The sequence below is a fragment of the Collimonas sp. genome, from assembly GCF_035566375.1.
Classification (GTDB): Bacteria; Pseudomonadota; Gammaproteobacteria; order Burkholderiales; family Burkholderiaceae_D; genus Collimonas.
Genome location: NZ_DATMRK010000035.1, coordinates 1 through 19023, shown reverse-complemented (window position 1 = coordinate 19023; position 19023 = coordinate 1). Strand labels below are relative to the sequence as shown.

Genomic DNA, 19023 nt, shown 5'->3' with positions numbered 1-19023 from the left:
GTGCTTAGAAGTTGAACATCGCCATCAGGTCGCCGATGGCGGTGGTGTTGACCGGGCGGTATTGATCGGCGGCGAGGCTGACCGGGTTGGGCAGGTTGTCGCGGCTGCGCGGCGAGAGCGGTGGCAGGCGCCAGTTGCGTTCGATGAATTTCAACACGGACGAGTGATCGTAGTAAGTGTGATCGACGAAGCCGCTGCGGGCGTAAGGCGATACCAGCAGGAACGGAATGCGCGGGCCGTCGCCGAAGAAATCGACGTTCTGGATGTAGCCGCTATCGAAGTGGCCGCCGCCTTCATCGGTGGTGACCAGGATCGCGGTATGCGCCCATAGCGTCGGATTGGCCTTGACCTTGGCGATCAGGTCTTGCAGGAACGCTTCATAGCGGGCTGGTGCGGAATAGCCGGGATGGCCGCTGTCGAGGTTTTTCGGCACCACAAACGATACCGCCGGCAAAGTGCCTTTGGCGACGTCGCCATAGAACGTAGTCAGGCCGGCCAGATTCGATTTCAGGCTGCCGTTCATGACATTGCTGGAGGCTACCAACGGATCGCCGATGGCGTTGTATTGCACGGCTTGGGCAACCGCGGCCGAGAAGCCAAGAGCGGCGGCGTCTGCCGTCACGTCGGCTATGTCGCGGCCACCGGTATACCATTTCCAGCCGACGTTTTTCTTGGCCAATCCTTCGCCGATGGTGGGCACGGTTTGCGGCGGGTAATTGTAATTGTTAGGGCCGATCGGCTGCGGCGCGCCGTTCATGTCGTAGCCGGGATTGTAATTATTGACGAGGTAATATTTGCCGGCGTCGCAATTGCTCTTGACCTTTTTAGCGCCGAGGAAATTCAAGATAGCGCCAACGCCAGGCTGGCCGGCGTCGGAACAGTTGACGTAAGACCCGCCCTGATAGCCGTCCTGGATATAGAAATTCGGGGTTTGCGCCAGCGGATTCGGGTTCTCGATCTGGTTCGCCGGCGGTACGCCCGCCGCGCCGCCGCTATTGAAGTACGGCAGATCGCCGGTGGCGATGGTGAAGAAATTGGCGCCGGTGCCGCCCATGATGCCTTGATGGTAGTTATCGCTCAAGGCATATTGCTGCGCCAGCGATTTGAAGAACGGCGCATCGCCGCTGGCCATATTGAGGAAGCCCATCAGCTCGCCGCCCTGGCCAGGATTGGCGGGCGTGACGCCTTTGGTGTCGCCGCCCATGCCGACGCTGGCGGCAACCCAGGTAAACAGATCGAGCTTGGAATTATCGCCGCCGGTCTGCTGCCACATCTGGAAGAAACGGTGCACCGGATCGCCGGTCTGGGCGCTGTTGGCAGTGCCGTAAGGAACATATTTGGTGAGCTGGAACGGCCCGCTCGGCAGATTCCCGGGGAAGCGGGTATCCGGCACGCCGCCCGGATCCTGGAAGGTGGGCGGCGTGAGTTCGCCGATCGCGGTCGGTTGCGGCAGCGTGGCGTAGGCGCCGGCGCGGGCCGGGTTGATGGTATAGGTAGTCTGGGTTGCGCCCTGGTTTTGCAGCGCCAGGCTGAAGTTCGGGCCGGGCGTGCCATCGGCGTTGATGATGCCTTGGGACAGCAAATTCTTCACTGTCTGCCCTTGTGGCGGCTGGTACGCGCCAAATACTGCATCGAAGGTCTGGTTTTCACCGACCACCACGATGACGTTCTGGATCGGAGTGGTGGTCGGGCCATTGTTCAGCGCTACTAGCGACTGGATCGCGCTGGCCGGCAGCGTGCCGCTGATATTGCCACTGACCGGAATCGTCAGCAGCGCCCGGTTGGCGTCGGCGCCGACCGCGATCTGGCCGGTATGCACGGTGAAGCGGGCCAGGTCGAACAGGTTGTCGAGCGGATCGCTGGCGCTGGCCTGGTATACCGTGTTGCCGATCGGATCGCTGGTTTCACTGGCAGGAACGCCGAGCGCAGTGAACAAGGGTTGCAGCGGCGAGGAGACGTCGTTGACTGCCTGCGAGATGCTGGCGGCGCTGATTTTGGCGGCGCTGATTTGCGCCGCGCTCGGGCTGCCGTTCGGGATCAGGCCGAGTACGCGCTGGGTGATCAGCGAGGTCAGCGGATTCAGATTGGCGCGCACCGTGCTGCCGGCGGAACTCGGATTGATGACGGAGGACAGGGTGGCGGCGCTGCCGTCGGCGTCGTTAAATGGCGCGGTCAGGATGAAGGGCGCACTGCCTATGAGCGTCAGGCTGAAATTGCCGTTGGCGTCGGTCAGCGTGGTCTGTACGTTCTGGCCGCTGCTGTCGGTGATGGTGACGGTGACGCCTGCCAAGGCTTTACCGCTCGCAGCGACGCCGCTTACCGTGGCGCCGCCTATGGCAGACGAATTGCCGCCGCCGCTGCAGCCGCTTAGATAGACTAGCGTTGCGCATGCCAGCGCCAGGGAACGAGGTTTCATGAAATTATCCTGTTTGTTAGTGATTGTTGGAGTCAGGGTTGTCAGAGCAAAGGCTGTCGATTCAGGCAAACGAGCATGCATCTGAGCAATTTTCTATTGTCACAAGGAAATGTGACTGCCGGATGTCAGAAATGTGAAGTTTGCTGAAAAACAACGAATCGTTTAGAGTGCGGCATCCATTGCGCCGCATGATTTAGTGTGTTGCGTTCGGAAAATAAAAGCTGAGCTAGCCATGAAAATGTCCGTGATTCCCTTGTTGTTTGGCGCGTTGCTGGTCTCCGACCTGGTGTTGGCGGACGATATGCCGATGTCTATCGGCGACATGCTGGGTGACAAGGATGTCATGCAAGCCGTCAATGCCTGCCTGCTGAAACATCCGAAAGGCGGGAGTATTTTTGTTGAAAACGTCTATCCGATGAACCGCGGCATGGTGGGCATCGTCACCGCCGACACTTCAGGCCGCCGTTACGATTGCAACGCCGAACTGGGGACTGGGAAAGTGCGTGGCAGCGAGCCGATTATCGAACCGAAGGGGCCGCTGTTCGTATCGGTCCGGCAGATGCAAGTACCGCCTCAAGGCGAGTGTTTCAGCAGCAGTCCGGTGGTGGTCGGCAAGCAGTTACAGGGCTGGTTGCTGAGTCAGACCGGTAAATGCCGCGGCACTTCCTGGAACGGCATTGCCGTCGGCGTGAAAGGCCAATTAGGCCAATGACTCTCCGGGGCGCCTTTTTAGCCTATAGTCGGGCAAAATCAGCAGCTGCAAGATAAATCCACGTAAGCGTGGATCAGTTGCCAAGAGGCTGGGATAATTGCCGCACTTCAGCCAAATTCAAACCAAGGGGAGAACAGATGCAGAACCATGCCAAAACGACGTTGTTCACTACCGCTGCCGCCATTGCCTTGACCTTGGCCGGCACCGCGCAGGCCCAGGAACAAGTGGTGAGGATTGCGCACGTCGGCCCGATCACCGGCCCGGTTGCCCACGTCGGCAAGGACAATGAAAACGGCGCGCGCATGGCGATTGACGATTTGAACGCCAGGCATCTGGTCATCGGCGGCAAGAAGATCAGATTCGTATTGCAGGCGGAAGACGACGCCAGCGATCCGAAACAAGCCACCAGCGTTGCCCAGAAGCTGGTCGACGCCAAAGTGGCGGGGGTGGTCGGCCATTTGCAATCCGGCACCTCGATTCCCGCTTCGAAAATCTATTTCGACGCCGGCATCCCGCAAATCTCCCCTTCCGCGACCAGCGCCAAATATACCGAACAGGGTTTCAATACCACCTTCCGTGTAGTGGCCAACGATTCTCAGCTCGGTGCTGCGATGGGACGTTACGCGGCAAATACCTTGCACGCAAAAAAGATCGCGGTGATCGATGACCGCACCGCCTACGGCCAGGGGCTGGCCACGGAGTTCCTGAAAGACGCCAAGGCCAGCGGCGTCGAGATTGTCGCCACCCAGTACACCAGCGATAGAGCTACCGACTTCAGCGCCATCCTGACTGCCGTCAAGGCCAAGCAGCCGGACCTGATTTTCTTCGGCGGGATTGACGCCAGCGCCGGCGCCATGCTGCGTCAGATGCGGCAACTGGGCATCACCGCCAATTTCATGGGCGGCGATGCGATCTGCACCGGAGCCTTGCCGCGTCTGGCCGGCGAAGGCTTGATCGACGACAAGGTCTATTGCGCGATCGCGGGCGGGGTCGAAGACACGGGGCCGCTGGATGCATTCAAGGCGGCTTACAAGAAAAAATACAATGCCGACATCGTCCAGTACGCGCCGTATACCTACGACGCCGTGATGATCTTCGCCAAAGCCATGCAACAGGCTAACTCGGTCGATCCTAAAAAATATCTGCCGGCACTGAGCAAGATCCAGTACACCGGCGTCACCGGCAAGATCGCCTTTGACGATAAAGGCGATATCAAGAACGGCACGCTATCGATTTATACGTTCAGGAAGGGCGAGCAGACTTTGCTGACATTGACGAAGTAAGATCTCCACACAGCCTATGGAGTTGGCGCTAGCCGCATGAGAAGAAGCGGCAAGTCAGCTCTGGCAAGCACTGCCGCTTACTAAGGAGACAGGGTTGGCGCAAGCAGCAAGCCGTACCGGACGATTATTCATGCTGATGGACGCCTTGCGCAGCCATCGGCGGCCGGTCACCGCGGCTCGGCTGGCCGAGGATATGTCGGTCTCGGTGCGCACCATCTACCGCGACATGCAAACCCTGATCGAGCTGGGTGCGCCGGTGGCAGGCGAAGCCGGCCTTGGTTACGTGCTGCGCAGCGGCTTTTTCCTACCGCCGCTGATGTTCAACGAAGACGAGCTGGAAGCGCTGGTGCTAGGCGCCCGTTGGGTGCAGCGCCAGGGCGACGATGCTTTGGCGCTGGCGGCGGCGAACGCCATCAGCAAGATTGCCACGGCGGCGCCGACCGATTTGCGCGACAGCATGGAGAACACGGGCTTGTGGGCCGCCGGCGATCAAAAACCATCCGGCCCTGCTCTGGGGCTGATCCGCGAAGCTATCCGGCGCCAGCATAAGCTCAACATCTGCTACACGGACGAGCATGGCAAAACCAGCGAAAGGCTGATCTGGCCGATCGCCCTGGCGTTCTTCGAGGGCACGCGGCTGGTGGTGGCCTGGTGCGAACTGCGCGACGGTTTTCGGCATTTCCGTAGCGATCGGATTACTCAGCTGACGGCTAGCAAGATTCGTTATCCGGCGCAGCGTCAAATACTGCTACAAAACTGGCGGCGCGAAAATCCATTCTCCGAATGACCACGATCTGGCAACAATCATTCAATCAGATACGACTTTACTGAGAAATCCCCATGATAGACCTCGGCATACTGATCTACATCGATGACAATTCAACCATGTATCAAGAGTTCGATTGGATATACAAAAGCTGGATCTATTCGGGGAACTGGCGTACTTCGGACCTGATTGCAGTTTGCCATCCAGATGCGATCGACAAGCTTCCCTCGAACGATCCCGGTCTCGTCAAAATGGTGGCCGAGCCGATGGCTGTGCCTGGCAGCCGCTGGGAGGGTTATAAATTCATCAATTCAATCGGCTGCTTGTCCGGCCCTCATACCGACGCCCTGGTCGGCAAATACACCTGGCTGTTGAGAACCGACGCCGATGTTTTCCTGACTGCCAACCTGGTCAACTTCCGGCCATCCGTAGTAGTGCAAGGACGGGGTAATTATGCCCATCCGGAAGGTTCTGAGGTATGGACAAAAATGGCGGAATTCTGTGCGGCCAACGGCGTCCGGCATGGCGGCGTGTTCGGCTGCGGCAGTTCGCTCATGGCAAAATCCGAGCTGGTGCTGCACCTGCTCCGACGCCAGTTGTTCTGGAGCGAGAAACTGCAAGATCACTTCAAGGAGTACGGCCCAGGCACCTGGCCCGGCTGGTTTGCCGGCGTGATCACGATGTATGCGGCTGAAATTGCCGCCAACGAAAATTACGATACCTATCTGCGCTATGCCTATCATCGCATCCTGGATATGGAAAGCATGCTGCCCTACCCGATCGATAGCCTGGTGATGCACATCCATGCAGTGCCTACCGACGAACATTTTTCAAAGAGCCAGTATCGGCAAGGCGCGTATCAGAATACGGATCTTAGAACCCTTGACCGCAGCAAGATCAATCACTACGCACACTGGATAGCGGCGACGCCGTTGGATCAGATCAAGCGCGAGGTTGGTTACCCGTTTTAAAAATATGTCTGTCGGACGCTGGATATTTGTACGCGCTTATTTTTAATCTTATTTTTAATCTTATTTTCAATCCGCCACTAACCAGGGGCCATATTTTATGTCCGGAATGTCTGCCAACGTCTACGACGAAATGATTATCCAGCTGCTTAAGCTGATTCAACCCAAGCGCGTGTTGGACATTGGGCCGGGACAGGGAAAATATGCGGCCTTGATGGCGCAGGCCGAACTGAACGCGTACACAGTCGCACTCGAAATCGATCCCACGTATGTGGATCAATTCGACCTGCGCAATAAGTACAGTGAGGTGCGGATTGGCGACGCCGGCGATCTGCCCTATCTGCCAGAGGCGCGCAACGAATTATTCGACTGCGTGCTGATCGGCGACTGTATCGAGCACATGCCAAAGTCACGTGGTTTGGATCTGCTGAATTTTTTGACGTATCGCAGCGGATATATCATCGTGGTAGCGCCTGAATTTTCCTACTACGATACCGCTGCAAATAATTTTGCGCATACCGAATCGCACATATCGGTCTGGTCGGAATACGATTTCCAATGGCACGACAGGTTCGCCTACATGCGCAGCGAAATCATGCAGATATTTGTCCTGCGGGGCTACCAGCCAAGTTCAATCGCCCTTGATCAGGCTGTCGGCGCTATCAATGCCAATCCGCCGCGACTCAAATTGCTGAGTGGCGAGGATCTTAAACCGGCGCATCTGGAACTAAGGACGCGTGCACGCACGGAATTTTTAAATGGCCACAGCTACGCCTACCGGCAGATGTAAAGCCTGCTGTAACTATCTGCTGCAACAGCCTGATGCAATAGCCTGTCCACGCCGCTAACGCCTGACGATTTCCGCAATTTTTTCTTCCTTAAAGACTACTGACACAGACTGTCAGTAGCTCGGGACTAAGATGCACGCATTGCATCAACAACCTCTGGGAGATCGTCGTCATGCGCCTCTATCATCATCCAATTTCATCCAATGCACGGCGGGTCGTCATGACTGCGCACCATCTCCAGCTGCCGCTTGACCTGGTATTGCTAGACCTCTCCAGCGGCGAGCAGCGCAAGCATTTGCTGGCGCTTAATCCGAACGAGAAAATCCCGGTACTGGTGGATGGTGATTTCATCCTGTGGGAATCCTGCGCAATCATGCAATACCTGGCGGACAAGACGCCGGGCCAGACGGTTTACCCAACCGAGTTGCGCGCCAGGGCCGATGTCAATCGCTGGATGTTTTGGTCGGCACAACACTTTGCGCCGGCGATAAGTATTTTTTACTGGGAAAATTTCATCAAAGGGCTGATCGGCGCGGGACGGCCCGATCCGGTCGAACTGCGGCGCGGGCTTGCCGATCTGGAGAGGTTTGCCGGCGTGCTGGATGGCCATCTGGCGCAGCGACGATGGGTATCCGGAAGCGGCCTGACGCTGGCCGACCTGGCAATTGCCGCGCCCCTGATGGCGGCCGAGCCGGGCCGTGTGCCGTTGCAGCAGTACGCTAATTTGCAAGCCTGGTTCAGCCGTGTGCAAGAACTTGATGCGTGGCGCCAGACTACGCTTGAAGAAGAACTCATGGTGACCTGAAATCATGTAAAACCGGCAAGCAGCCGCCAAGGCTGCAAGCCGGCGCTGGGCATTACCCACCTCCCCCCGTTTTTCATCGCCCTGCTCAGAGTTATCCGCTCACCGTCCTCACTGCCCTCATTGTCCTTTCCTGCCGGCTAAAGCAATCGCTATTTCTTTTTGGAAATAGCGATCTGCTATCATGAAAATACTTTTTTGCAACCTATCCGGGTTTCAACTTGCATTGGATGCTCTGGCGGCGACGTCTGTGGCAGAGCAATCTGTATTTTCATCGTGAAAGGATTTCCCCTATGGAATGGCTGCACGACTTATTCAAGAGATCTCCAGAAATAGCGCTATTTTTATCGTTGGCAATCGGCTATGGCGTCGGCAAGATCAAGTTCGGCAAGTTCCAGCTTGGCGGTGTCGCCGGCTCTTTGCTGGTGGCGGTGCTGGTCAGCCAGGTCGGGGTGCATGTTGATCCGGGCGTCAAGGCAGTGTTGTTCGCCCTCTTCATTTATGCGGTCGGCTACGAAAGCGGCCCGCAATTCTTCAACTCGCTAGGCAAGCAGTCGATCCGCGAAATCGTCCTGGCGGCGGTGCTGGCGCTGACCGGCCTGGCGACGGTGGTGGTGATGGCCAAGCTGTTCGGTCTCGACAAGGGTCTGGCGGCAGGCGTTGCCGCCGGCGGCCTGACGCAATCGGCGATCATCGGCACTGCTGGCGACGCCATCACCAAGCTGGGGCTGGATGCGGCCGAGGTGGCGCGCTTGCAGGGCAATGTTGCGGTGGGTTATGCAGTGACCTATGTCTTCGGCTCTTTCGGGGCGATCATCGTTTGCGTGAATATCCTGCCGAAGCTGATGGGCCGCACCATCCGCGAAGATGCGATCAAGGCCGAGACGGCACTGCAAACCGGGGTCAAGGTGCTGGGGCCGGAACAGCAAGCAGCGTTGCCGGAACTGGTCGGCCGCTTGTATGAAATCACCCAAGGCAAGATCTCGGTCGATGAAGTGGAAAATCTGGACCCCGATACCACCATCACCATCGAGCGCGTCAAGCGCGGCGGCCAGGTGATTCAGGTCAGCCCGCAATTGCTGCTGCTGCCGCATGACATCGTGCTGGTGGTTGGCCGCCGTGAAGCGGTGGTCAGCACTTCCGGTTTCCTGGGCAGGGAAGTGTATGCGGTGGAAGGCATGGAACTCACCATGCAGCATCGGGAGGTGGTGCTGACCAACAAGGAATTCCAGAACAAAAGCGTGGCCGATATCCGCGCCCAGACCGCGGGCGGCGTGCGCCACGGCATCTACGTGGTGCAGATCAGCCGCATGGGACAGGTGCTGCCGATCCTGCCTGAAACCATCGTGCAACTGGGTGATGTGGTGTCTATCTACGGCGCCGAACAAGACGTCAAGCGGGTTGCCGATGTCGTCGGTTATGTGATCGTGCCGAGCGCCAAGACCGACTTCGTCTATCTCGGCGCGGGCCTGGTGGTGGGTTTGCTGGTGGGGCTGCTGGTGGCCAAGGTCGGCTCGATTCCGCTGACGCTGGGCAGCGGCGGCGGCGCCTTGCTCTCCGGCCTGCTGTTTGGCTGGTTCCGCTCCAAGCACCAGTCTTTCGGCGCCATGCCTGCCGGCGCGGTGCAAATCCTGAAAGACCTTGGCCTGGCCGGTTTCGTGGTGGTGGTCGGCTTGTCTTCCGGTTTGCAGGCGGTGCAGACCGTCAGGCAACAGGGTTTCACCATCTTTGGGGTCGGCGTGGTGGTCACCATCCTGCCGATGATCCTGACCATGCTGATCGGGCGTTACATCCTGCGCTACGACAATACGGCGGTGTTCGCCGGCGCTCTCAGCGGTTCGCGCAGCGCCAATCCGGCTTTCGGCGAAGTGTTGGATAAAGCGGAAAACGCGATTCCTACCGTGCCGTTTGCGATCACCTATGCCTTGGCCAATGTGTTTCTGACCTTATTGGGGCCGCTGGTGGTGGCCCTGGTCTGATTTATTCAGCATCGTCAAAATTTCAATGTCCCGATCCGCTGCGGCGGATCCATCTATCGAATAAGGAGTACCAGCATGGACTTTAGCAACCCTGACAAACTCGCCCTGCTTAGCCCGTTTGAATTGAAAGACGCCTTGATCCAGGTGGCCTCGAACGCCGACCGCGCCATGCTCAACGCCGGCCGCGGCAATCCGAATTTCCTGGCGACCACGCCGCGTCACGGTTTTTTCCAGTTCGGCCTGTTTGCCATGAGCGAAGCCGAGCGTTCCTATATCTATATGGATGGCGTCGGCGGCTTCCCGCAACGGGACGGCATCGAGGCGCGTTTCGAGATTTTCACCAAGGCCAATGCCGGCGTCAGCGGGATTCGTTTCATCGAAGCCGCCGTCTCCTATGTGCGCGACCAGCTGGGCTTGTCGGCGGGCGCTTTCATCTACGAAATGTGCGAAGCCATCCTCGGCTGCAACTACCCGGTGCCAGACCGCATGCTGCGCCTGAGCGAGCAGATCGTCGGCCAGTACATCCGCCGCGAGATGATCGGCGAGCAGCCATTCGTTGGCAATTTCGATATGTATGCAGTCGAAGGCGGCACCGCTGCCATGACTTACATCTTCAACAGCCTGCGCGAAAACCATCTGCTCAAGGCCGGCGACACCATCGCGCTCGGCATGCCGATCTTCACGCCGTATATCGAAATCCCGCATTTGAACGATTACCAGCTGGTCGAGCTTTTGATCGATGCGCCGCCGGAGAACAACTGGCAGTTCACCAAGACCGAGCTCGACAAGCTGCTCGATCCCAAGGTCAAGGCGTTTTTCCTGGTCAATCCGAGCAATCCGCCGTCGGTCAAGATCAATGACGAGACGCTGGCATATATCGCCGAGATCATCAAGCAACGCCCTGACCTGATCATTCTTACGGACGATGTTTACGGCACCTTTGCCGACAATTTCGTCTCCCTGTTTGCGATTTGCCCGTACAACACCATCCTGGTGTATTCGTTCTCCAAATATTTCGGCGCCACCGGCTGGCGCATGGGAGTGATCGCCACCCACGAAAAGAATATCCTGGACGACAAGATCGCCGCCCTGCCGGAGGCGCGCCGCAAGGAACTGGATCAGCGCTACAACTCGATCACCACCGAACCGCGCGCCCTGAAATTCATCGACCGCCTGGTGGCCGACAGCCGCACCGTGGCGCTCAACCATACCGCCGGCTTATCGACCCCGGTGCAGGCGCAGATGACGCTGTTCTCTCTGTATTCGCTGATGGACGAGCCGGAGAATTACAAGCAGTCGATGAAGCGCATCGTCTTGCGCCGCAAGGAGGCGTTGTACCGGGCGCTGGGCCTGCCGCTGCCGGTCGATGCCGATTCGGTCAGCTATTACCACCTGCTCGATATGGAAACGCTGGCGACGCAGATGTACAGCGCCGATTTCGCCCAGTGGATGGTGCAGCGTTTGAAACCGAACGAAGCGCTGTTCCGGCTGGCGCAAGAAACCGGCGTCATCCTGCTGCCAGGCCGCGGCTTTGGCACGGCGCACCCGTCGGCCCGGGTTTCGCTGGCCAATCTGAACGAATACGACTATGCCAACATCGGCAAGGCGATTCGCAAACTGGCGTTGGAATACCATGAGCAATTTGAGAAAGCTGGCGGCCGGTCTTAAGGGCCGATCTTAAGGTCCGGTCTTAAGGTCCGGTCTTAAGGTTTATAACCGTCGTTCAAGGTTTTCAGAAAGGCGATGACATCCTTGATCTCGCCATCTGTCAGCGCCGGCTGGTCGCCGGGTTTGCGATCAAACGGCGCTTCGAGATTGACGTTGCCGCGATATTCCTTGGGCAGATCGTCGTACTTGCGCACGCTACCGTCTGCGTCGCGCGGATACCATTTCTGCGGCTGGGTATCGCGCTGCACATAAAATTTCATCACCTGTTCCAGGCTGGTGAACCCGCCGTTATGGAAAAACACCTGGCGCGTGGCGACGTTACGCAAAGAGGGCGTCTTGAACCTGCCGCAATACTCGGTCTTGTCCTTGAGATCGGTGCGGTCCGGGCCGCATAAGCCCATATCGAAATATTTTGGATCGGCGTTGGCCGCGATATGTTTGTTGCGCGGCACGCCGATGGCGATCAGGCCGTAATCGGTAAATTGCGGAAACGCCCCGCTGGCCGAGATTTCGCTGATATGACATGAAGCGCAGTTGCCTTTGGCCGGATCGTTGAACAGGCGCAAGCCGTTCAACTCCTGCTTGCTGAGCTGGGCCTGCTGGCGCAAAAAGGCGTCGTACTTGCTGTTGTACGGATAAAACTCGGTCGGGCTTTCCTGGAATACTTCGAGCGCCATCAGCGCCCATTTGAAGGCTTGCTCCTGATTGTCGAAAATATCCTCGCCAAAGGTTGCGCGGAATTGCGCGACGTAGCTGGTCTTCTTCAATTTTTCCACCACCTCGGCGGCGTTCGCGTTACCCATTTCGTGCGCCGACAACAGCGGGATCCGCGCCTGGTCGTGAGTGGACGGCGCCCGGCCGTCCCAGTTGTGGCCGCCGGTGGGGCCGGCGTCGATGCTGTCGTCGCCGTCGTCGTCGAAAAAATGTTCGGTGAAGGCCGGTACATTCTGTATATAGCGCAATGAAGGCACTGCACGCGTGCCGAGCGTTTTCATTTCCTTGCCGCCGAGCTGGACCGCCAGATTGTTCGGCGGGCCGAATGCATGGTCGGGACTATGGCAGCTAGCGCAAGACATCTTGCCCGAAGCCGAGAGTGACGGATCGGAAAACATGGTGCGGCCGAGCGCGGTCATGGCAGCCACTGACGGCTGCTTTTTCAGCGTCGGCGCATAGGTGGCGCCGACGTAGGCCGGAGTGACCGCAGTGGCTGGTTTGGCGGCTGCTACCTCGGCGCCTGCGCGCTGCTGGCCGCAGCCGTTCACGAGAAGCGCGACTGTAACGCTGAGGAATGCAATGACCGCTGGTTTCATAGAATTAGATAAAACGGCTGGTGGCGAGCGCAGTGTTGCATAGCACGCTGGACAAGGAACGGGAGCAAAGACTAGCACCGCTCTGTGACAGAACGATGACACGCCCTTTGGTAAAAAATAAAGATTGCTTAGCGGCTGCCATTTCACACAGTTGAAATATTCGAGGCATACGATTGCGCTTTTTATCGCCTGGGGAGGGCTTATGAAACGGACCATGCAATGGCTGCCGGTGACGGCAGCAACGGTAACATTAGCGGCGGGCTTGACTGCATGCGGCGGCGGTGGCGGTGGCGCCTCCAACGATATCGGCGGCGTGGTGACTCGCGGCCAGGTGACCGGCAGTTACTATGAAAATGCGCAAGTCTGTTTCGAAGACAAGATCAAGAAAGCCACGTGCGATACCGCATCGCCGCTAGTCAAGACCAGCGCCGACGGTTCGTATTCACTTAAAGGCGAGGGCGCGGTAGTGGCCACCATCGATACCAGCGTGGTGCGTCATGAAGCGCTAGGCGACATAGGCAGCGCCGTGACGCAGAAACTGGTATTCCGCGCACCTGCCGGACGCAGCGCTTTTGTCAGCGCCATCTCGACCGAACTGGCAGCCGCAATGGACGCCAACGGCGGCGATTTCGCCGACGCCAGCAAGAAGCTGGCAGCCAAGATCGGCACCGCCGAAGCCAACCTGCTGGCTGACATCAACAAACTCAGCGGCGCTGACCAGGCCAAGCTGAAGGCAGAAGCGGCGGAAATCAACGACGCCATTGCAGATGCTGTGGCCCAAGGCGGCGACGATGATTTCGGCCGGGCCTTGAACGGCGCGTTGGCGCGGAAAAAAATCCAGAACGTAGTGGTGATCTTTGCTGAAAACCGCGGCTTCGACAATCTGTATGGTTTGTTCCCCGGCGCTAACGGCATCCCTGGCGTCAATCCGACTTCCGCCTCCAGCTACGTGCCGCAAAAAGACTTCGACGGCAGCACCTTGCCAGTCTTGCCACCGACCTGGGGCGGTATGACCCTGGCTGGCCAGAGCACTGTCATCACTCAGGCGCAGTCGGCCAATCTGCCGAACAAGCCGTTCCAGATCGACGATGTCAACAGCCCGATCTATATGCCGTCGGCGGTGATTACCCGCGATCTGGTGCATCGTTTCTACAATAACCAGATGCAGATCAACGGCGGCAAGAACGATAAATTCACCGCTTACTCGGACGCCGGCGGCCTCAGCATGGGTTATTACGACGGCAGCAAGATGAAGCTGTGGAACATCGCCAAGCAATACGCACTGGCCGATAATTTTTTCATGGGCACTTTCGGCGGCTCGTTCCTGACCCATCAATACCTGATCTGCGCCTGCGCCCCGACCTATCCGAACGCCGACGCCGCTACTTCGCCTGCCAAGAACAATATTTCGGCCGTCGATCTCGACGCTAACGGCAACCTGATCGGCCTGACCGCCGGCACCGGCATGCCGACTTCGGTATTGAACGGCGCCCCGGTTTATCTGAAGGACAGCACCATCACGCCGAAAGACGCCTCCGGCATGTTCTACGCGGTCAACACCATGCAGCCGCCGTATCAGCCTAGCGGTAACGCCGTCGCCACGGTGCCAGGCTATGCCGACCCAAGCAAGGCCACTACCCTGCCGGTTCAGACCCAGGCCACCATCGGCGACCAGCTGACCGCCAAGGGCGTCAACTGGGCTTGGTATGCCGGCGCCTGGAATGCCGCCGTGGCGGATGCACCGAACGCCAGCCGCAGCGTGATCTATTCCGGCAAGATCCAGTTCCAGCCGCATCACCAGCCGTTCAACTATTACAGCCGCTTCGATCCAGCCACCAGCACCGGCGCCGCCGAGCGCGCCAGCCATCTGAAGGATTTCGACGCTTCGTTCCTGCAAGATGCCGCGGCCGGCGCCCTGCCTGCTGTGGCGTTCTACAAACCGCAAGGCAATTTGAATCAGCATCCCGGTTATGCCAACGTGACCGATGGCGATGCGCATATCGCCGATGTCATCGCCAAGTTGCAAGCCAGCCCGCAGTGGAAGCACATGCTGATCGTGGTGACCTACGATGAAAACGGCGGTTTCTGGGATCACGTAGCGCCGCCGAAAGGCGACCGTTGGGGCCCGGGCACGCGTCTGCCGGCTATCCTGGTGTCGCCGTATGTGAAGAAAGGAAGTGTCGATCACACCCAGTACGATACCGCTTCCATCCTGCGCTTCATCACCAAGCGTTATGCGTTGCCGGTACTGCCTGGCATCACCGCGCGCGACAAGGCGCTGGTGGCCAACGGTGGCAAGCCAATGGGTGATTTGACTGGTGCATTGACACCTGTCCCGCAAGAGTAATTCGCTGGCAGAGCGCCGCTTCTGTCATGGAGCGGCGCTCAGTCAGGAAACCAAGAGAGCCGGCTGCTTTGGAAAAAGCAGCCGGCTTTTTTTCATGCTTGCCAGGAACCCATAGGCGCCAGCGCCGGCGACAATTCCGCCTCGCTCCAGCGCAGCGGCAATGAAGCTTCGACCCGTATCGCCTGCTCCACATGAAAGCGCAGCAAACGTTCGGCGCCTTTGAAGGCGGCGACTTCAGGGCCATCCCAGATCAGCTCGGCGCTGACTGCCAGATACAACAGATCGCCGCTGACGAAATCGATGAACAGCAAACCGGCGCGGGGATGTTCAACCAGATTGCCGATGGTGTTGAAGAAAAAATTGCCGACGAAATCAGGCACCGTCAGCGTCTTTTCATCGTCGATGCGGACAAAGCCGGGTTTACCGCCGCGATGGGAGACGTCGACTCCGTGCTGGCGATTGTTGGCTGTGCTGGCAACCGCAGATTCATCCACGGGTTTTCCAAAATACGCAGTCGCAATGAAAAAAGTGTCTGACGCCGCGATCAGCTTTTGCATCGCGCTATCGAGTTGTCCGCTCCGATGGACCACCGGCGCCGCTGCGTCAGCGTCTTCGACCAGACTGGGGCGGCGCGCCTGGATGTATTTCGGACAGTTGCCAAAGCTTTGCTCGACTTTCAGCGTCCATCCTGCCGCGTCTGATTTTTCGACCTTGCCGTTCATGCGATTGCGGCGGCGCGTATGCGGTTCGATGCCCAACAGGCCGATCGCAGCATGTTCAACCAGGGTTTGTTGCAAGGGATCGGCTGGCAACAGAGGCGCGTGTATCGCCAGATGTCCGGCGTCCGGCGACGTCACGAAACCGGGTGCGCCTGTCACGATCGACGCCCACGGCTGTTGCCGGCGATCGACGCTGCCGACGATCATGAACGGCAGCTGCTGAAAAAAATCGCGATGCTGGTCCGGCATGAAACTGCGGATCAGTTGGCCGCGGGTAGCCATCTTTTCAAGCACGCCGACGCGTTGCTGGACTGCGCGTTCACCGCTGTGGAAGGGGGTATCTGCGAAAGTGTCCGCAGAGCTGGCTGCCGTGATTTCAAGATTGGACATGTCTTGTCTCCTTGATGAACGCTCCAATCGGCGCACCGATCGGAGCGTGCTCTTAAGCGGCCAACGCCGGCCGGCTGGCCTGCATGGCAACAAAACCAGGCAAGGCTTCGACCCGGCCCAGCCAGGCGCGGATATTCGGGTAAGCGTCCAGCGCAACGCCGCCCTCCGGAGCATGCGCTATATAGCTGTATGCCGCCACATCGGCAATCGTCACTTGCGGGCCTGTCAGGAACGCCTGGCTGGCCAGATGGGGTTCCAGAATCGCGAACAGCTGTTCAGCGGTGGCGCAGGCCGCTGCATGGTCCAGCGGCATGCCGAACAAGGTCACCAGGCGGGCGCTGGCCGGGCCGCGGAAGATTTCACCTGCCGCCAGCGACAAAAAGCGCTGCACGGTTGCCGCTGCCAGAGGATCGCGCGGCAGCCAGCTGGCCGCGCCATATTTGCTAGCCAGATAGACCAGGATCGCATTCGAATCGGCCAGCGTGATGTCGCCGTCTTCGATCACCGGCACCTGGCCAAACGGATTTTTCGCCAGGAACTCAGGTTTTCTTTGTTCGCCTGCGCGCAGATCGATATCGATCATTTCAAACGGCAAATCCAGCAAAGACAGAAACAATTGAACCCGATGAGCATGGCCGGACAAGGCGGCGCGGTAAAGACGAATTGCTTGGACTGGGCGGCTGAATGACATGGCGGAGCTCCTGTTTGGCTTGAATAAAATGCATCGTAAATAATGCACAAGGAAAATTACGCAGTTCTGTACCGAACAATCGGTACAATACAAAGGCAAAACCACCCTGTCAAGTAAAAACGGGAAATCCAGGGTATTTATTCGGCTGCTTGAGAGCCAAGCAGGATGGCGGGAAAACTTTCAATCATGCGCAAAAAGGGGCCGTTGCTATCCAAAGCACGCGAAACAATCAGCGATCCCTGGATCGCCACCACGGCATTTTCCGCACGCATGGCCGCCTCCACCTTATCGACGCCGGCCTCTTCCGCCACCGCCGCCAGCAAGGCCATCAGCGCCCGCATGCGGCCGCCCAGATGTTGCTGGAACAGCGAACCGGCCTCGCCGATGGTGAACACATCCATCAGGCAAGGCGCCATGCCATTGGAATAATATTCCGTCAATTTGCCGGCAAAGCGCTGCAAGCGGATGGCGGCTGCCTCGTGGCCATTCAGCGTCGACAGCACATGCTGGGTAAACCAGGCGCCGACCGCAGCCATTGCCGCACTCGCCATGTCCTCCTTGCCGTTTGGGAAATAATGATAAAGGCTGGAGCGGCCCAGGCCGGTGGCTTCCGACAGGCGCGACAGGCTGCTGCCTTCATAACCATAGCGGCGGAAAGCGGCCAGAATGCGTTCGACGACTTCGTCGCGGGTAAGGGTTGCTGCAGGCATATCGTTTGTACCGGATGGTTGTACCGAATGTTCGTTGCTATCAATGTAGAGCTCAAATAGTAAAACAGCAAGGGCCTATACGCAAAATGCGTGCAGGTAAACCGAGCAAAGGCAGATGCCCAATCCTGCGCCGGCATGACGCCCTGGTAGAAAATTGCAACAAAAAGATTCACTGGCTGGTTTCCCTCGAATAACCATGCTTAAATTACAACGCTGCGCCGGGCTTGCATGAACAACGCCGACAGCGCACAGACTAATTGAGCCAATCCTTCGGAGGAAATCGAATGCAGCGCCATCTATCCAAGTTGTTCCTGACACTTTGTGCATGCAGCGGCAGCGCACTGGCGGCCTGTCCGCCTGCGCCGGCCGGTTTGCGCGATATCGACGCCAACGGTTATTACACCGACACCCATTATTCGGTCATAGACCCGGTGTTGAAGGCCAAGGAAGAGGCGGCGGTGAAACCGTTCAGCGATTACCTGAGCGCAGTCAGCGCCAATGCCGATCGCTACATCGCCAGCGGCGATACTGCGGCGGCGCAATGTGCGCTGAGCTGGCTGGACCGTTGGGCGGTGGATGGCGCAATGCTGGGGAAGGTCGTCACCAGCCAGGCCCAATACGAGCGCAAATGGACGCTGGCCGGGGTCGCGCTGGCCTATCTCAAACTGCGGCCGCAAGCCGAGCCGGCGCAACGTGAACACATCGAAGCATGGCTGCCGCAACTGGCGGACGCCGCACTGGCGTTTGCAGATAACGGCCACCAGCCGCGCAATAACCATTATTACTGGGTTGGCCTGGCAGTGATGGCGACCGGCATGGCCACCGGCGAACAGAAATATATCAACGCCGCCAGCCGCATTTACGACGCCGCGTTGAACGACATCAGCGACGACGGTACATTGCCGCTGGAGCTGAATCGCGCCGGCCGCGCGCTGTCCTATCACAACTACGCGCTGGCGCCGCTGGTGATGATGGCGCAACTGGCCTACCTGAATCACGACAACTGGTATCAGCGCCGCAACGCACGCCTGGAGAAGCTGGCGCACCGGGTCTTGAGCGGCATCGCCGATCCAAGCTGGTTCGCCGAAAAAACCGGAGCGCAGCAGGAAATACCGAAAGGAAGCATTCTTGGCTGGATAGCGTTTTACCGAAAAGCCGATCCGGCCCTGGTTCCGCTGTCGGAACCATTGATGGCGCAAGCGCCGTTCCGCAATCCGCAGCTAGGCGGCAATCTTAGCCTGCTGGCCGACAAAAGCTTTTTCGCACCGCACTAAATAAACGCAGCTAACTGGGGTCGGAGCTAACTGGGGTCAGAGTGAACTTTCTGCGCGCCTTTTGCAGAAACTTCACTCTGACCCCACTTAGCGGGCCACGGAGTAGCTGCCTTATCGTTAAAAAAGAACAAAACCACCTGGGGCGCTCTGCCTTTCTCCGAATCCGTCATGTGGGGTCAGAGTCAAGTTTCGCGATGAAG

The 19023-nt window shown here is 58.4% G+C and carries 15 protein-coding genes; 10 read left to right on the top strand and 5 right to left on the bottom strand.

Translation table 11 applies throughout. The features are described 5' to 3' along the window. Positions 1-4: 4 nt before the first annotated feature. Entirely contained in the window at positions 5-2416 is a 2412-nt protein-coding gene (locus VNZ60_RS10690) for an alkaline phosphatase family protein (protein ID WP_325658912.1), read from the bottom strand. Positions 2417-2648: 232 nt separating this feature from the next. Between VNZ60_RS10690 and VNZ60_RS10685 the strand changes: the two genes are divergently transcribed. The 8 genes from VNZ60_RS10685 to VNZ60_RS10650 all read left to right on the top strand — a co-directional run bounded on the left by VNZ60_RS10685 (position 2649) and on the right by VNZ60_RS10650 (position 11382). After that, on the top strand, positions 2649-3128 hold the full coding sequence (locus tag VNZ60_RS10685) for a hypothetical protein (protein ID WP_325658910.1): 480 nt from the start codon (positions 2649-2651) through the stop codon (positions 3126-3128). Positions 3129-3265: 137 nt separating this feature from the next. Beyond that, positions 3266-4411, top strand: coding sequence for a branched-chain amino acid ABC transporter substrate-binding protein (locus VNZ60_RS10680; RefSeq protein WP_325658908.1), 1146 nt, complete (start codon positions 3266-3268; stop codon positions 4409-4411). A gap of 94 nt (positions 4412-4505) precedes the next feature. Next, positions 4506-5198, top strand: a complete 693-nt coding sequence (locus VNZ60_RS10675; RefSeq protein WP_325658906.1) for a helix-turn-helix transcriptional regulator — start codon at positions 4506-4508, stop codon at positions 5196-5198. Between the two features lie 53 nt (positions 5199-5251). Beyond that, entirely contained in the window at positions 5252-6148 is an 897-nt protein-coding gene (locus VNZ60_RS10670) for a DUF7164 domain-containing protein (protein ID WP_325658905.1), read from the top strand. Between the two features lie 97 nt (positions 6149-6245). Beyond that, the gene (locus VNZ60_RS10665; RefSeq protein WP_325658903.1) at positions 6246-6935 is read left to right on the top strand and encodes a class I SAM-dependent methyltransferase; all 690 of its coding nucleotides are present in this window, start codon (positions 6246-6248) and stop codon (positions 6933-6935) included. Positions 6936-7105: 170 nt separating this feature from the next. Further along, positions 7106-7738: a glutathione S-transferase family protein gene (locus VNZ60_RS10660; protein ID WP_325658902.1), complete on the top strand. Its 633-nt coding sequence runs from the start codon at positions 7106-7108 to the stop codon at positions 7736-7738. Positions 7739-8028: 290 nt separating this feature from the next. After that, positions 8029-9714 (top strand): aspartate-alanine antiporter, encoded by a 1686-nt coding sequence (gene aspT, locus VNZ60_RS10655; RefSeq protein WP_325658901.1) that lies wholly within the window; start codon positions 8029-8031, stop codon positions 9712-9714. Between the two features lie 75 nt (positions 9715-9789). Continuing rightward, positions 9790-11382, top strand: a complete 1593-nt coding sequence (locus VNZ60_RS10650; RefSeq protein WP_325658900.1) for a bifunctional aspartate transaminase/aspartate 4-decarboxylase — start codon at positions 9790-9792, stop codon at positions 11380-11382. Between the two features lie 35 nt (positions 11383-11417). Here the strand turns inward: VNZ60_RS10650 and VNZ60_RS10645 are convergent, their stop codons facing one another. Beyond that, entirely contained in the window at positions 11418-12692 is a 1275-nt protein-coding gene (locus tag VNZ60_RS10645) for a cytochrome-c peroxidase (RefSeq protein WP_325658898.1), read from the bottom strand. Between the two features lie 202 nt (positions 12693-12894). Between VNZ60_RS10645 and acpA the strand changes: the two genes are divergently transcribed. Continuing rightward, entirely contained in the window at positions 12895-15039 is a 2145-nt protein-coding gene (gene acpA, locus VNZ60_RS10640; protein ID WP_325658896.1) for an acid phosphatase, read from the top strand. Between the two features lie 92 nt (positions 15040-15131). Here the strand turns inward: acpA and VNZ60_RS10635 are convergent, their stop codons facing one another. The 3 genes from VNZ60_RS10635 to VNZ60_RS10625 all read right to left on the bottom strand — a co-directional run bounded on the left by VNZ60_RS10635 (position 15132) and on the right by VNZ60_RS10625 (position 17549). Beyond that, complete coding sequence (locus VNZ60_RS10635) at positions 15132-16148, bottom strand: pyridoxamine 5'-phosphate oxidase family protein (RefSeq protein WP_325658895.1); 1017 nt, start codon at positions 16146-16148, stop codon at positions 15132-15134. A gap of 52 nt (positions 16149-16200) precedes the next feature. Next, on the bottom strand, positions 16201-16839 hold the full coding sequence (locus VNZ60_RS10630) for a glutathione S-transferase family protein (protein ID WP_325658893.1): 639 nt from the start codon (positions 16837-16839) through the stop codon (positions 16201-16203). Positions 16840-16976: 137 nt separating this feature from the next. Continuing rightward, positions 16977-17549 (bottom strand): TetR/AcrR family transcriptional regulator, encoded by a 573-nt coding sequence (locus VNZ60_RS10625; RefSeq protein WP_325658891.1) that lies wholly within the window; start codon positions 17547-17549, stop codon positions 16977-16979. 284 nt (positions 17550-17833) lie between these two features. On the opposite strand from VNZ60_RS10625, the gene VNZ60_RS10620 reads away from it, so the two are divergent. Beyond that, positions 17834-18823, top strand: a complete 990-nt coding sequence (locus VNZ60_RS10620) for an alginate lyase family protein (protein ID WP_325658889.1) — start codon at positions 17834-17836, stop codon at positions 18821-18823. The last annotated feature ends 200 nt before the right edge of the window (positions 18824-19023 follow it).